Genomic DNA, 15,498 nt, shown 5'->3' with positions numbered 1-15,498 from the left:
TTGTCAGGTCAATCAGTTGCTGTTTCGACCGTAAAGGGAATCTCCACCCTTTGCAGTTTCGCCCGATCCATCGCCTGCTGGGTCAGGGTCTTCAACAACGCTTTCATCTCGGTGTCGATCACGTTCAACTCAGCAGCATAGGTCTCATCGGTCATGACCTGCCCCGGGGCAATCGCGCTTTCAGGTTTACCCAGTTCGGCGGCGAGTACCCTGAGTTCCTGCTTGAGATCGGCCTTCGCCTCAAGCGACAGATCCGGTTCGGTCGCTCGCCTCTCAAGCGCCATGTAAAACTCCGTTGTCGCATTGATTCGGCGCCTGAAAACCTTGAGCGCGCTTCGATTCGAGCCCTGGATGTAAGTCTCCCAGAACGGCTGTTCGATGATCGAGTCACGCAGTAAATCGCCGGCTTCCAGATCCAGTACCCGCCGATAGGCACTTTCGATCATCTGCGGGGTGACGCCCGTGTGTGTACGAAACTGCAAGTCACGAGACTGCCAGGGCAGGTCGAGTCGTTCTGCCAGATCCGTCATGTAAGCCAGGTGGACCTCGACCTCATCGATGCTTCCCGAGACTCGGCCGTTGGCATCGACAACCCTGAATTGCTCACCGTTCGCCAAGCGCTCGGCGACCACTTTACGGGCGATCCGGCTCAACTCATCAAGCCGGGATTTGCCTCTGGCCAACTGCACCAGTTCGGTCTCCACCAGGCCCGGGTTGGCCAACGCGTAGGCCTCATGGATCAGCACTTCTACGCCCATCGCATTGAACAACTGCGCCCCGGCATCAACGCATTGGGTGACCTCATCCCTGCCCATGACAAACAGATTGCGTCGCAGCTCACTGTCCTTGGACATGGCTTCCAGCATTCGCCAGAGCTTTTGGGTCATGTCCACCCTGAAGACTCTGTCGGTCATGAAATGGGTTGATTGAGTGAGCTTCCTGATCTGATTGAAAAAGGGCACCGAGCCGAACTCGTCCTCCACCTCATTCCATATCCGCTGCCGGGCAACCCATTCGGGCCGCGTCAATCCTTCCTCCCAGTCAAGACTGTCACGCACGCCTCGGGGTGGATAAGGTCGATCAGGGTCCAGACCGACGGACCTGATATGGTCTCTTAGCGTGTCTAGATTCTCGGGCGACAGCCATTGCGGGTCACGACTCAATACCGTTCGCGCGACCAGCTCCGCCTCCACAGAGCCGGCCGTAACCTGGGGGATGACCGTCAGCTTATTGCGCTGCAGGTTCAAGTAAAAATGTCTGAATCGAGGTTGAGAAAACAGTCCGGCCGGCCAGGTATTGATACCGGTCTCACCCAGCATCACCGTATGCAGCATGCGCATACCGCCGATATCCGGCACTCGCCCTAACGGGTTTCCCTGCAAATCGAGACTTTGAAGTTGGGTAAGCCATCTCAAGTACGAAGCGCCCTGCATATCCAGCACAATCCGGTTATCGCCGAGATACAACTCCGTCAACCCCCGCATTTTCCCCACTGCACGAGGAAATCTCGTCAGCTTGTTACGGGTGAGATTCAGCAAACGGAGCTTTGGGAAATGATCAAGAAAAGACACCTGTACATCGATCAGTCCGGTGTCAAGCAGGTTCAGGCTGGTGACATGTTCGAAATTGGCTTCAAGAGTGGGCAGGGTCCCCAGATGCCTGTCCAAGGGGATATTGCTCAGGTCCAGTGCCGCACCTTGCAGATGTCCGAAAGAGTCCACGTCTCTTGGCCCGGTGTGCTGCCAGCACTGCCGAATGGCCTTGTAGAGTTTGTTTCTGGACTGCCATTCGGCAATGCCGGCAGAGCTGAACCTGAACGCGTCGGTCGGCAGTTTCAGCCAGCGCTGGAAGTTGGCGTTGAGACGGTTGAATTCCGCTTCCAGTGCGCTTGCCCGCTGTTCCGGATCAGCTTCGCTGCCACCGCCGTCCAGATAAGCCTGGGCCTCAGTCTCCGTCCACCCAGGCCGCACACTCCTGACCCGCTCCTGTGGCGTCAGTCGTCCGGTGAGCTGTCGAATGCCTTGAGTTAACGGCATACCGCCGCGCAACTTCATAGTATCGGGATCATAGACGGGCTTGCGCAAAGGGTTGTCCGCCAGCAGCGGGCGCAGCGTGTCTCGCGCCAACGGTGCATCTTGAACGGTGCGCTTGAGTGTCGCGCCTTGATTGATTTCATACCCCAGCGCTTTGCGTTCGGCGTCAGGCAGGGCATGCAAAACCGAGGAAAACAGGTCGTCGACACCATGCAGGTGATGGTCTTCAGCATTGCGCGCTTCATAACCCTCATCCGTGCTGACCAGGATTTTGCGTATGGGCGCGTCTTCGGCACCAATGCTGTCACGCAGGTGGCCAGTGAACGAATGTTCGCGAATTTCGATGCGCACATCGCTGGGCCAGTTTGGCAAGGTTTCCAGGGTGTGCAGCGCCAGCCTTTGCGTATCCGCTGCCCGCAGGGAATCAAGGAACAGCCCTTCATAGGCACGCGCAAGGCGCACCTCCAGTAAGGCGGTGCGTACCTGTTGCCTGAGGTGCAGGCCAATACGCTTGTGTTCGGCAAGTACTCGCAAATCAGCCGGATCAGCGGTGGCCAGCAGCTCCTCGGCAACGCGGGTGGGCAGTTGCGCAAAAGCATTCTGAAGCACCAGCACGCCGGCGTTGTTTGAACGCGGCACACCGTTCTCAGGCAGCTTCCCCGTATCCGCCCAGGCCTTGAACCGATCGATTGTGTCGACCAGCAACGCCGGTGGCACTTCGTTTTCGACGTGCAGGCGCCGCAATACGTCGGCCTCGACCCCGCTGGTGATGCGGATGCGTTCAAGCGTCGCCTCATCGAACGTTTCGCCCTTCGCACTCAATCGGCGCATGAGTTCGGCAGTGGTCCATTCAACAGGACGGTCGAGTTCGGTGTGCCAGGTACCGGCATTGTTGTGCTCGAGTTTCGGCTGATAAGCGGTCGGGCGCTGTGGATGACGGATTCGCGGTTCGCCCGTGAGTGGATCGTCTTGCACCGCGAAGGCCTTGCCGTCGCGCGACAGAAACTCCTGGTTATTGTGCAGGTGAAGGCCGCGTTCGTTTGGCTTCGAATCAGGGCTCAAATTGACGGGATGCTCGTAAGCGCTCAGGTCCGGGTTCCAGAGACGGGGGTTGCCGTCAGAGAGCACGACCGGCTTCAACTGGTCGACAAAAGGCGAAGGCTTGACCGCTGCCGCTGCGCCCGTCGGCAACACATGCCCTGCCGCCATGATTGCCAACTGGGCAGCATTGATCAGGACACCGGTCAGGAGTGCCGCCGCCTCTTCCTTGTCACCTTTGCTCCAGTCTTCAATGCCCTCCATGGTTTCAAGCAGCATTTGCCCGACCATGATGCCCAGCATGGCCTCTCCCAGGCCCGGCACCAGCATCGCGCCGAAGTTGAACACGTTCCAGCCGATGTTCAGATAGCTGCTCAGTCGCCTCCAGCGAGCATTGGCATCTTCATCATCAGTGGGAACGGCAATGTGTCGCGCATCCGCGATGGCCTTGTCGCAGCGCCATCGACTGAGCTGAGGCCACAGCGCGCCCTCAATCGCATTGGTGATCGGCTCCGCATGGGGGTTTTCAACTGCAGTTTCCCGCCACCAGGGCCCCATGCTCAACGGTTCGCGCTGATGCCAGGTAAAGGTAGTGAAGCGCTCTCTGACGCGAGCGAAAAACACGCCCTTGTCTTTTTGCGGTACGAATCGGCTGAAAAATTGTTGATAGTCCGCCGAGCGAAGCTGGCTCGTCAGCGCCTTCATGAAATCGGTGAAGGAGGCATATTCTTTCAAGGGATGATCGGGGTCGTCGGGCACGTAGGCGATCAAGGTTCCGTCTAGTCGACTTTGTTTGTCGATATCGTCCCTGCGCAGCATCTCTTCGACGACACCGGAAGGACCGTTGGAAAAAAACGCCTTGAGCAGTTTGAACTGATCAAACTCCTGCCCGGGCAAAACAGCCAGTTTGCGCGACCACTCCAGCATGGTTTGTTGATGTGCCGGAACCAGTTCATCGTAGATTTGTTTGATTCGCGATGGATCAGCCACCGCACTGAACAACACAACTCCCGACAGTTTCACACCCAACAGGGACAATCGATGAGTGTGTAACAGGCGATTGTTCAGCGTGATGTTCGCCTGGTTATCCCGCAGTTGCTGTAATTTGCCATACGCATAAGAAGTGATATCGCCCTTCAAATACGCAATCATCGCTGACTCATTGAACGCGGCCTTTTCGGTGCCGATGAAATGCCGCTCGAGGGACGCCTTTGCATCAACCCCGGCAGGGTCCAGCAAACCGCTAATGTGCCGCTGATACTGCGCACCGAGATCCAGACTCCGGCAGAGGCTCGCAAAGCGCTCGATGGTCAACGGATGGCGCTTCAGGGCCCCTTCGGCATCGGTGGTGAAAACACCGGAGCCATCGCGAAAGGCGCCTGCACGGGTTTCGGCCTCCTCGAAGTTGTGCAGCGCAGCCTCCAGCAGGGTGGACTGCCTGAGCCGGCTGGCATGGGTGTCGATGCCAAAACCCAGCAGCGCGGGAATATAAAGCCGCACCGTCGTTGCGTGGACATCCAGTGTCAGGTTCAGCTTTTCTTTCAGCGCCTTGACGAGCAAGGGTTCAGCGAAGGCATTGATGTCCTTTTGTAAATCTCCCAGGGTGTCATCCAGAGTGTCTTGCAATCGCCAACGCTCACCGATGAGTTCCTTGAGATAGTGACGATCGATAGCGCTGGCCTTTACGTACCACTCGGGAAAGACCGGCTTCAGATCTGCAATCAATACCTGTCTCGCTATGGACGGTTTTTTAATGACACCGGGAACTTTAGTTGCAAGATAATTCGCATAAACGTTCTCGCTGGTGTTTACTTCCGGATAAACATCAACAAGTGGATCTTCTGATAACTCATTCATTGCGCATATCCTTATGCGGCCAAAAGAGCACCCAGCTTAGTCAATACCAACAAAAACAAAAGTTTAAATTACTGCTGAAAAACAGCGACAAAACATACAACAACATCCAGGTTCAGAATCTAAAAAACAACTAAATACCACCCGCACAAAGCGCAGGCATGATCCGGTTTGTCAGCGGTAGTTCTTACCCGTCGGTAAAGGGGATAAGATGCCCAGAATTTCCAGCCAGGTAACGGCCATGCGCTTATCCGAATTCATCAGGCAACACGTGGACCGTATCGTCGATGAATGGGAACAATTCGCCAGAACGATCACCCCGGCCGCCGAAACCATGGACCGGGTCGCCTTGCGCGATCACGCCAAGGCCATTTTGTTGGCCGCTGCGCGAGACATGACCACCGCGCAAACCACCAGCGAACAGATGGCCAAGGCCAAGGGCGAAGGCCCGGAAAAAACCCCGAGCCTGGATGAAGCGGGCGCCAGCCATGGCGAATTGCGGCACACCGTGGGCTTCGACCTTGTGCAGATGACCAGCGAATTCCGTCATCTGCGGGCCTGTGTGATTCGGTTGTGGGTCGGCAGCCTGGAGTCGCCGGACCTGACTTACTTCCAGGACATGATCCGTTTCAACGAAGCGATCGACGAAGCCCTTGCCGAATCGACCGCCGCTTATGCCGAACAGGTCAATCGCTCACGGGACATCTTTCTGGCGATCCTTGGGCACGACCTTCGGGCACCGTTGCAAGCGGTGAGCATGTCCACCGAATTGCTGCTACGCAAAACCACGCTTGAAGGCGATGCACTGGCCTGCGCGGTCAATATCAAGCATGGCGCGCGACACATGGCGGCGATGGTCAGTGATTTGCTGGAACTGGTGCGCAGTCGCCTGGGTAAAAGCCTGCCGATCGAACCGGCGCCGATGGACTTGGCCGATGCCGTACAGGCGGCGATTGCCGAAGCCTGCGCCGGTAATCCGGAGTGCGATCCGACGGTCAACGTAAAGGGCGATACCCGAGGTGCCTGGGATGCCGGGCGGGTGGCTCAACTGCTGCAGAACCTGATCGGCAACGCCTTGCAGCATGGCTTGAACACACGTGATGTGACGCTGACCCTGACAGGCGAGCCAGACACGGTTCGCCTGACGGTGCATAACTACGGCGCGCCGATTTCCGAAGACGCGATCGGCACGATTTTCGATCCGCTGGTACGCAGCGCTGACGAGGAACTCGGCCAGCCCTCCACGAGCCTTGGCCTGGGATTGTTTATCGTCAAGGAAGTGGTCGATGCGCACAGAGGAACGATCGAGGTCAGTTCCAGTGAGGCGGATGGCACGTTGTTTACCGTGGTGTTGCCACGCAAGATCTGACGGCATGAGACCGCGTCATCGTTCTTCGCGAGCAAGCCCGCTCCCACATTGAACCGAGTCCTTCAGGTGGAATGCAGTCGAATAATGTGAGAGCGGGCTTGCTCGCGAATGGGCCATGTCAAACGACACAAAACCTCAGGCCAGCTACTCGACCACCAACCGCCCCAACCGCTGCTTGAGCATGCGATTCTCAGCCCGCAGTTGCTGGACCTCTTCCAGCAGGTCCAGCGCCAGGGCAACGCCTTCCCACTCCAGCTCCAGATCACGCCGCAGCTTGGCGGCGCGCTTGGCCAGGGCCAGTTCGTAATCGTTGAAACGCCAATCCTTGGGCTGCTTGCCCTGAGGTTCGAGGATGCCGTGCTCGACGATTTCGATCACGTAGACGTCCGACAGGTCGGTCGCCTCACAGAATTCTGCCATGTCCAGTTGAACGATCAGGGGGTTGCTCATGATGGGCTACTCCGTCTCTTGGATCAGAAGTTTTCTCTCGGGTTGAATGCGGCTTTTTCCGCCAGTTCCTGCCACAGCGCCTTGACCTCGTCGCTCGAGGTCTTGGGCATGACTGCCTTCAATTGCACGAACAGGAAACCGCGTTCGCCCGCCTTGTTCAGCAAACCGTGCCCCTTGGCACGCATGCGCTGGCCGTTCTGGCTGCCGGCCGGCACCTTGAGGTTGATCTTGCCTGTCAGTGTAGGCACTGCCACTTCGGTGCCCAGCGCCAATTCCCATGGAGCCAGCGGCAAGGTAATGATCAGGTTCTCGCCTTCAACGTCGAACTTGGGGTGCGGCGCAAAGCGAATGATCAGGAACAGGTCGCCATTGGCGCCACCACCGGTGCCCGGTGCACCCTGGCCCTTGAGGCGGATGCGCTCGCCGTCGGTCACGCCGGCCGGAATTTTCACGTTCAGGCTTTTGCTGGTGTTGCTGACATGCTGGCCGGCAGCGTTGTACTGCGGCACCTGGAAAGTGACCTTCTTCGACTCGTTCGAGAGGGTTTCTTCCAGGAAAATCCCAAGTTCCATTTCCACGTCTTGCCCTCGACGCCCGGCGCTGCGGCCCGACTGTCCACCACCAAAACCAGGACCACGGTTGCCGAAGATCGAACTGAAGAAGTCCGAGAAATCGCCCGTGTCCTGACCGCCACCGAAACCACCGCCGCCACGCCCCTGCCAACCCGGCGGGCCCTGGAACGGTTGGCCGTGCTGGCCGTATTTGCGCAAGTCGTCATATTCGGCTCGTTTGTCGGCGCTTTTCAGCGCTTCATAGGCTTCCGAGGCGTCCTTGAACTTGGCCTCGGCATCCTTTTCCTTGCTGACATCGGGGTGGTATTTGCGCGCCAGCTTGCGATAAGCCGCCTTGATGGTCTTATCGTCCGCAGTCGGCTCCACACCGAGAATCTTGTAATAGTCTTTGAAGTCCATCGAGGGCATCACCATCCGTTATCAAAATCGCGCCACTACCGGCAGTCTGCGCTCATTGGCAGACGGCGGGTTGACCGATCTCAAGGTTGTGACCGGGTAGCGCATCAGAAGTTTATCGGCAGCGCAGGATGGTTCTTGCGACCGTCCGATGGCTGCCAAGTGCAATGCAGACAAGTTTGGGGCATCTCGCCGTCTTTACAAGGCGCCAATCAACGAGATTTAGCGGATAGTCGGCCTTCGAATATTCGCCGCACTGACATACACTGCGCGGCCGTTTTTTAACCGGAACTCGAAAGACATGAAAAACGCATCTCCAGCCCGTGCCTGTGGTATCGACTTCGGCACGTCCAACTCCACCGTCGGCTGGCTGCGCCCCGGCATGGAAACGCTGATCGCGCTGGAGGACGACAAGATCACCCTGCCCTCGGTGGTCTTCTTCAATATGGAAGAACGCCGCCCGGTATACGGCCGTCTGGCGCTGCACGAGTACCTGGAAGGCTACGAAGGCCGGCTGATGCGCTCGCTCAAGAGCCTGCTGGGTTCCAAGCTGATCAAGCACGACACCAGCGTCCTCGGCACGGCGATGCCGTTCAAGGACCTGCTCGGCCTGTTCATCGGCCAGTTGAAGAAGCGCGCCGAGACGGCCGCCGGTCGGGAATTCGAGGAAGTGGTGCTGGGTCGGCCGGTGTTCTTCGTCGACGACGATGAAATGGCCGACCAGGAAGCCGAGAACACCTTGGTGGACGTGGCCCGCGCCATCGGCTTCAAGGATGTGTCGTTCCAGTACGAACCAATCGCAGCGGCGTTCGATTACGAGTCAACCATCGAAAAAGAAGAGCTGGTGCTGATCGTCGACATCGGCGGTGGTACCTCCGACTTCTCGCTGGTGCGCCTGTCCCCGGAGCGCCGCACCCACGACAACCGTCACGATGACATCCTCGCCACCGGCGGCGTGCACATCGGCGGGACCGATTTCGACAAGCAGCTGAGCCTGCAAGGCCTGATGCCGCTGTTCGGCTACGGCAGCCGCATGAAGAGCGGCGCCTACATGCCGACCAGCCACCACATGAACCTGGCGACCTGGCACACCATCAACTCGGTGTACTCGCAGAAGTCGACTTTGGCCCTGGGCAGCATGCGTTACGACATCGAAGACACCGGCGGGATCGATCGTCTGTTCAAGCTGATCGACCAGCGCGCCGGCCACTGGCTGGCCATGGAAGTGGAAGAAACCAAGATCCAGCTGACCCACGCCGACAGCCGCCACGTGCCGCTGGACCGCATCGAACCGGGTTTGAGCGTGGAGCTTAGCCGGGCGCTGTTCGAATCGGCCATCGACAATTTGCTGGAGCGGGTGCGCAACAGCGTTACCCAACTGCTGAACGACGCCAACGTGCGCGTCGACCAGGTCGACACGGTGTTCTTCACCGGCGGTTCGAGCGGGATTCCGGCGCTGCGCCACAGCGTGTCGGCGATGTTGCCGAATGCTCGGCATGTGGAAGGGAACATCTTTGGCAGTATTGGCAGTGGCTTGGCGATCGAGGCGGCCAAGCGTTACGGCCCGATGGACTGACCCGAAACCGGGGTGCACCCATCGCTAGCAGGCTAGCTCCCACATCGGATCTGTGGTGTTCACAAAACCAGTGTGGGAGCTAGCCTGCTAGCGATGGCGTCAGATCAGGCAACACATCTCTCGGATCAAACCATCCCCACCTGCTTCAGCTCGCTCTTCAGGTACGCGTAATAAATCGGCCCCGCCACCACCCCCGGCAGGCCGAACGCGGCCTCGAACACCAGCATTGCCAACAGCAACTCCCATGACTTGGCGCTGATCTGCCCGCCGACAATGCGCGCGTTGAGGAAGTATTCGAGCTTGTGGATAAAAATCAGATAACCCAGCGCCGCCATGGCGACCCAGATCGACAGCGACAACCCGACAATGGTGATCAGCGTGTTCGACATCAGGTTGCCGATCACCGGCAACAGGCCGAGCAGGAAGGTCAGCACGATCAGGGTCTTGGTCAGCGGCAGCTTGATGCCGAACATCGGCAGGATTACCGCCAGGAAAATCCCGGTGAAGAAGGTGTTGAGCAGGGAAATCTTGATCTGCGCGAACACGATGTTGCGAAACGCCTGGACCAGCAGGTGCAGGCGGTCGAACAACGCGGCGGCCAGCGGCTTGCGCTTGGTCAGGTCCGGTATGCGCTGCAAGGCGATGATCGCCCCGAGCACCATGCCGATCAGCAGCGTCACAAACATGTGCGCCGCGTCCTTGCCGACCAGTTGCAAGTCGCTCAGGTGTTTGCTCATCCACTCGCCGATGGCCACGCGGAACTCGGCGGCACTGGCGGGCAGATAGGCGTCGATGAACGGCGGCAGTTGCCCGCGCGCGCGGTCAACCACGTGCATGAATTTGTCGAGGGACGCCCCGGGGTTTTCCGCTTCGTGCAGCAGAAAGCTGATGGCACCGGCGAAGATCAGCGTCAACACACTGACCACCAGAGTCCCCAACAGCGCCACCGCCAGCCAGCGCGCGCGCCGGCCTTCGATCAGTCGCTGCAATTGCGGGGTGAGCATGTTGACCAGTTCGAACACCAGCAACCCGGCCAGCAGGCTGGGCAGCAGTCGCAGCGGGATCACCAGCAGCAAACCACCAAAGATGATGACCCAACTGATCAGCAGCAAAACTTGGCGTTGAGAAAACGTTGGCATACAGCCTCAAAACGAACGGCGTAAAAGGATTGGCAGTCTGCCAGCGTTCGGAGGCCAGCACTAGGGATTGTATAGGTCGACCTTCGTGGGGCGTGGGTGAATTTTTGTAGCGGCCATGCTGGCCCCTTCGAGAGCAAGCCCGCTCCCACAATGGCGCGGTGTTCGCAGGGCTGATGTGGGAGCGGGCTTGCTCGCGAAGGGGCCCTCACAGCCGCCACAATCTGCCGCCCCCTATGACTCAGTTATCTATTTTTTCTTCAGGCAATCACTCATGAATGCTTTGCGCTCGTCACCCTTGAGCGCTTTAGTCGCAGCATCGGCGTTGCAGGTTTTCATTTTCTCTTGCTGAGGGGTCAGGGTCTTGGCGTCATTGGCGGCCGGGGCCGCCTTGAGGCAGGTGCTCATGAAGGCTTTGCGCTCGTCGCCCTTGAGGCTTTTGGCAGTGGCGTCGGCATTGCAGGTGGTCATCTTGTTCTGTTGCTCAGTGGCGGCGAAGCCCTGGGCGCAAAGCAGCAAACCGATCATCAACAAAGGGACACGCAACATCTTCATGGAGTTTTCTCCTTGTTGCCGCACCGAGGGGTGCGGCCTCAATCTGGAGTGTAGACAACCCCTGTTACACCTTCATCCAGCGACGTAACAGATGACCCTCAATCAACCTCCGATTCCAGAAGATCCTTGAAGGCTTCCCGGTATCGCTGATAGGCATCAATCCGGTTATCAATGACCGATGCGGGCACCCGCTCGAACAAGACCGGCGTGCCCCCCTGGACAGCATAAGTCTGGCCAAGCTCACTCAATGACGTCCATTGAGCGTATGCCGCCCCCTCCTCATAGAGCTTGTTGATTTTTATCTGCCGGTACGTGTTCGTCTCGGAAACCGCCGGCAATGTCGCCGGGCCGGGGGGTGCTTCATTGATAAAGTTGTACTCGGCCAGGGCGGGTCCGGGAGGCAGTGTCATCAATGGCGACCGGTCAAACTGGAAGTACCCTTTGCTGGCCAGGTGCGCAGCGGGGAATTCCGGCCAGGAGTCAGCAACGACCAGTCCATCGGGATTGTTCAAATCATCACCCATCACCACATATTGATGATCAAAATCGGTGACTTTGACGATATGAATGCTGGACGCCCGGGGCTGGCTGGCGAGGATCGAAAACGTCACTTTCGAGTTCTCAGAGCAATTGCCCCCCTTGATATCAATGGCTTTACGAGCGGCCTCGGCGGTGGTCAGTTTGGCGGAGAATCCGCCCTCCTCAAGGTCCATGCCTCTGAGGCCTTTGATTTTCGCAATGGCCGAACCGCCCTTTTCCCACATGCTCGGCAACTGATTCCCCGACATCGGCAAGAGCTCCTTGGCGCGGTAGATCGCTTCCTGTGCCATTTTCAGGTTGGCCATAGTTTGAGTCGTCACCTGAATCGGTTCCCCGGGCGTGATGACATCTGCGGACAGCAACTCTCCATATTCACTTAAATCCGTCAGCTCCGGACTTGGCGTTACACCGTTTTCCCGGACTGAACGTAACAGCGCCTGGTAGGCATTGGCCCGCCCGGTCTGTTCCAGATTGCGCGCATTCAAACCCAGGTTTCGTTCCAGTTCCGTGAGCGGCACCAGGCCCTCTTCGGTGAACAGGCGCCCGGTCAACGCGTTGAACTGCTCTGGCAGCATCAGCGTCTGCAGATCGGGCAACGCCTCGATACTTTGGACGATTTCCTGGCCTGGCCCGGCCTCGCCGGTCGCATTGGCTGCGTTCAGAGCCTCGAACAGATCGAAGAGATAATCCTGTGGAAAGCTGTCGTGAATCAGTTTCAGGCCACGCAGATAATCGAATTGCTTGAACGCTGAAACAGAAGGATGGAACGCTACCGTGACCAGGTCGCTGTATTGGCCGCGGATTTCTTCAAGGGCTGCACGTTCGCCGCCAGCACCCGGCGCGCCGCCACGCAGGCGCATTAATTGAGGATCGTAAGTGAGCAGGTCAAGGATCGGGAGAGCGTCCAGAACCTTCAGCAACTGATAGGGCTTCAATGCATTGTCGCGCAGGGCCAGCTTCAGTTTGGGCCCCTGGCCGATGTGGATGTCCAGCGCATTACGCTCGGCATCCGGCAACGCCTGCAAAATAGCGGAAAACAAATCCATGCCTGAATGCAGGGCGTTACCGTCTTCGTCATAAGCGACGAACGTCGAGTCGTGAAGCTCGACGAGCGTGCGCCGAATCCCCGCGTCGTCCTTGCCGATACTGTCGAGCAGTTGACCGTCAGACTCGAACCGTCGGACTTCAATGCGCACATCGGGATTCCAGCCGCGAAGATGCTCAAGGGAGTGCAGCGCCAGTCTGTCCAGGTCAGGATTCTCGACCGAGTCCAGATAAAAACCTTCATAAGCACGACTCATGCGCACGTCTCGAAGCGCCCAACGCGCAAGGTTCTCCAGCCTTGCGGGCAACTGCCCGCGCTCAATCGCCTGGACTTCGGAGGGTGTGGCGATGGACAGCAACTCGCGGGCGACAGTGCCAGGCAGGCCCGGCACTTTGGCCTGGATGGCTTTTGCGCTGTCACTCATGGCGGCCTCGATACGACGATAACGTGTGTCGAACAGCGACGTGCGCTTGCTCCTGGCCAGTTTCGCCAACTCGGCCCGCAGATTTTTGACGTTCATTTCCAGCGTGCTGGGCGCAATCCGAAATTCGACGTTCAACAAGGTGTTCAGTTGTGCGTCATCCAGGTGCGATAGCAGGGTCTTGAGCAGATCGACGTCAGCCAGACGATTGCTGTTTATCCGGACACGCGGCGCACCCGCATGACCGACGACCCGGAGCACTTCACCCCTGGCGTCTACCAGCTCAATCGCATTGCCGGGCCACAGACCGTCGAGCAGCTGAAATTGCATCTCGGGATCGGCGCTTGAGTAATCTTGCGCACGTTCGCTGCCCATCTGCTCGATGAAGGTCTGAATGTCGCGGTCGATGCGGAACCGGGTCACCGTGTCGCTGAGTAAAGGCAGAGGCCGCTCATTGTCGGCATACATTCGGCGGATCGCGCTGGCGTCGGTCTGGCTGACCGTGCGGATGTCCCCGTAGGATTCGGCCAGCTCACCCAAGTCTGGCCCGAGTCGTGCCATCAGGGTCGTGTGATCCCAGGTGTGAGGCTGCTCGCCTTCAATCACGAAGGCACCTTCGCCGTTGCTGTCCACCACGGGTTGATAGGCATCGGGGCGGGTCGGATGTTTAACCCTGTGTTTACCGCTCTGTGGATCTTTCGTCAGTTCGAAGTGCCGGGTGTCCAGCTTGAGAATCGGTTTGCCCTCATGCTGGTGCAGCCAGGTTTCATCCGGCTTCGAATCCGCAGCCAGGGTCAGGTTCTTTTTCTGATAGGGTTCCAGGTCCCCGCTCCAAAGGCGTTTGGCGCCGTTGGCAAGCGTGACCGGTGTTGTCGACTCGATGAACGATGACAGCTTGGGCAGTACGACCTTCTTGCCGATTTTCATCCCACCGGCGAAGGCCACCAACTGGATCACGCGTTCGAAAAAACCAATGATGTGCTCGGCCCCTTCCAGATAAAGCCCCTCAGCCAGATCGACGATGCCTTCGACGACTTCATTGACCAACTGATAAACCATGTAACCCATCATGATCTCGCCAACGAAGGGTATGAATGGCCCCACAACCATTAACGCGGCATTGAAGATGTCGGAAAGCATTTTTTCCAGGTTGTCGAACCACGCCCAGCGCTCCATGCGATCGGCATCTTGCGTCGAGATGACCATCTCCCGGGAATCGTTCAGGATTTTGTTTTGCTGTTGCTGGTAGAGATAAAGCCAAGGATCGCCCGTAAACAATGTATGGGTATCGTTCTCGAACCGGATGTGGTCAAGGTGCAGGCGCGGATTTTCGATGGGCGTTTCGCGCCATACCGGCTGATCGACGCCCGGGACTTTGTCGTGCTGAGTGATTTCTACCAGCGCGGCGTTGAGTGCGGCGAAGAAGCGCCCCCGTTGTTGATGATCGACAAAACGGCTGAAGAATTGCTGATAGCTGTTTGCCGAATCCTTGGGGGTGTCACGCAATTGGCGAGTGAGCTCGCGGGCGAACTCGGCCTTCGAGGCATACTCTTTCAGTGGGTGTTCCGGATCGTGCGGTACATAGGCAATGACTCGCTGGGCAGCGCCGTCGTGGATATGCAGATCAGGGGCGATCAGTACGATGCCTCTCAACTGAACATCGAGGATTTTCAGCTGATAGTAATGGACGGGAAGGCCATCCATCTTCCATTCTTTAATATCCTTGAGCAGGCTTTGTACGGCCAGGTAGCCACTTGCCGAGATGTCATTTTTAAGGCTGGCCAGATACAGGGCTGCTTTCAACGCAGCCTTTTGGCTTTTAATAACTTTTTGCTGCACCACACCACGCGCCAGCCCATCGACCGGACGCACATAGTCTTCAAGATGCACTTTATATTGAGCACCGAGATCCAGACGGCGGCAAAGCGTCTTGAACTGATCGATACTCATATTGTTGCGAACTCCGGTGATGTCGAATCGATTCGAATTGTCGGGCCGGGAAATAAACTGCGAATCAGACGTTAATACTTCTTTGTCCGAAAAATTATGCAATGCCGCATCCAGCATCGAAACAATGCGCGACTCCACGCCGTTATTGAAATTATTGGCCCATGGCGATAAGTGAGGCGGAGAAAACAACTGCAAAAAAGTTTCTTTCACATCGACGTCCACACCGTATTGGTCTTTCAACGCCTGACGCAGCAGAGGTTCAGCAAAGGTGTAGACATCTTGTGCCTCGCTCAGCATCTGATCGACGTCGCTTTGTGCGCGCCAGCTTTCCTCCGAGGCGCGCTGCAGGGCTGCGAGCTGCATCGGTGAAGCGGCGAGAATCCATTCTGGAAGAGGGGCTATCGCGCTTTTTAACGCACTGATCCTGTGGGGTGAAGTCTGACGCATCCATTCCGGGATAGCGTTCTCTATAAGCTCTTGATGTATGCTTTTTTGTTGTGTTGCGGTTGCTGATATTTCATCGATCTGAATTAAAGTGGTCACATTTATACTCTGCATAAGTA

Annotated in this window: 8 protein-coding genes; 2 read left to right on the top strand and 6 right to left on the bottom strand. The window is 57.7% G+C overall.

Features of this window, described 5'->3' with window-relative positions:
* Positions 1–8: 8 nt before the first annotated feature.
* Positions 9–4,928 carry a dermonecrotic toxin domain-containing protein gene (locus ACA060_RS02840; RefSeq protein WP_497315293.1) on the bottom strand — a complete coding sequence of 1,640 codons (4,920 nt, stop codon included), beginning with the start codon at positions 4,926–4,928 and terminating at the stop codon, positions 9–11.
* A 238-nt stretch (positions 4,929–5,166) separates the two neighbouring features.
* On the opposite strand from ACA060_RS02840, the gene ACA060_RS02835 reads away from it, so the two are divergent.
* Positions 5,167–6,294 (top strand): sensor histidine kinase, encoded by a 1,128-nt coding sequence (locus ACA060_RS02835; RefSeq protein WP_497315291.1) that lies wholly within the window; start codon positions 5,167–5,169, stop codon positions 6,292–6,294.
* A 144-nt stretch (positions 6,295–6,438) separates the two neighbouring features.
* Here the strand turns inward: ACA060_RS02835 and ACA060_RS02830 are convergent, their stop codons facing one another.
* Together ACA060_RS02830 and ACA060_RS02825 are read right to left on the bottom strand one after the other, a co-directional pair.
* Positions 6,439–6,744, bottom strand: coding sequence for a chaperone modulator CbpM (locus tag ACA060_RS02830; protein WP_109627747.1), 306 nt, complete (start codon positions 6,742–6,744; stop codon positions 6,439–6,441).
* Between the two features lie 23 nt (positions 6,745–6,767).
* On the bottom strand, positions 6,768–7,715 hold the full coding sequence (locus ACA060_RS02825) for a DnaJ C-terminal domain-containing protein (protein ID WP_497315288.1): 948 nt from the start codon (positions 7,713–7,715) through the stop codon (positions 6,768–6,770).
* A gap of 298 nt (positions 7,716–8,013) precedes the next feature.
* Between ACA060_RS02825 and ACA060_RS02820 the strand changes: the two genes are divergently transcribed.
* Positions 8,014–9,288: an Hsp70 family protein gene (locus tag ACA060_RS02820; protein ID WP_497315286.1), complete on the top strand. Its 1,275-nt coding sequence runs from the start codon at positions 8,014–8,016 to the stop codon at positions 9,286–9,288.
* A 125-nt stretch (positions 9,289–9,413) separates the two neighbouring features.
* Here the strand turns inward: ACA060_RS02820 and ACA060_RS02815 are convergent, their stop codons facing one another.
* The 3 genes from ACA060_RS02815 to ACA060_RS02805 all read right to left on the bottom strand — a co-directional run bounded on the left by ACA060_RS02815 (position 9,414) and on the right by ACA060_RS02805 (position 15,478).
* Positions 9,414–10,427 carry an AI-2E family transporter gene (locus ACA060_RS02815; protein ID WP_109627744.1) on the bottom strand — a complete coding sequence of 338 codons (1,014 nt, stop codon included), beginning with the start codon at positions 10,425–10,427 and terminating at the stop codon, positions 9,414–9,416.
* Positions 10,428–10,673: 246 nt separating this feature from the next.
* Positions 10,674–10,979: a PsiF family protein gene (locus ACA060_RS02810; protein WP_497315284.1), complete on the bottom strand. Its 306-nt coding sequence runs from the start codon at positions 10,977–10,979 to the stop codon at positions 10,674–10,676.
* 98 nt (positions 10,980–11,077) lie between these two features.
* Positions 11,078–15,478: a dermonecrotic toxin domain-containing protein gene (locus ACA060_RS02805; protein WP_497315282.1), complete on the bottom strand. Its 4,401-nt coding sequence runs from the start codon at positions 15,476–15,478 to the stop codon at positions 11,078–11,080.
* Between the last annotated feature and the right edge of the window lie 20 nt (positions 15,479–15,498).

The organism is Pseudomonas sp. LBUM1671, assembly GCF_059695685.1.
The sequence above is the reverse complement of the archived record's forward strand: the minus strand, read 5'-3'. Positions and strand labels throughout refer to the sequence as shown.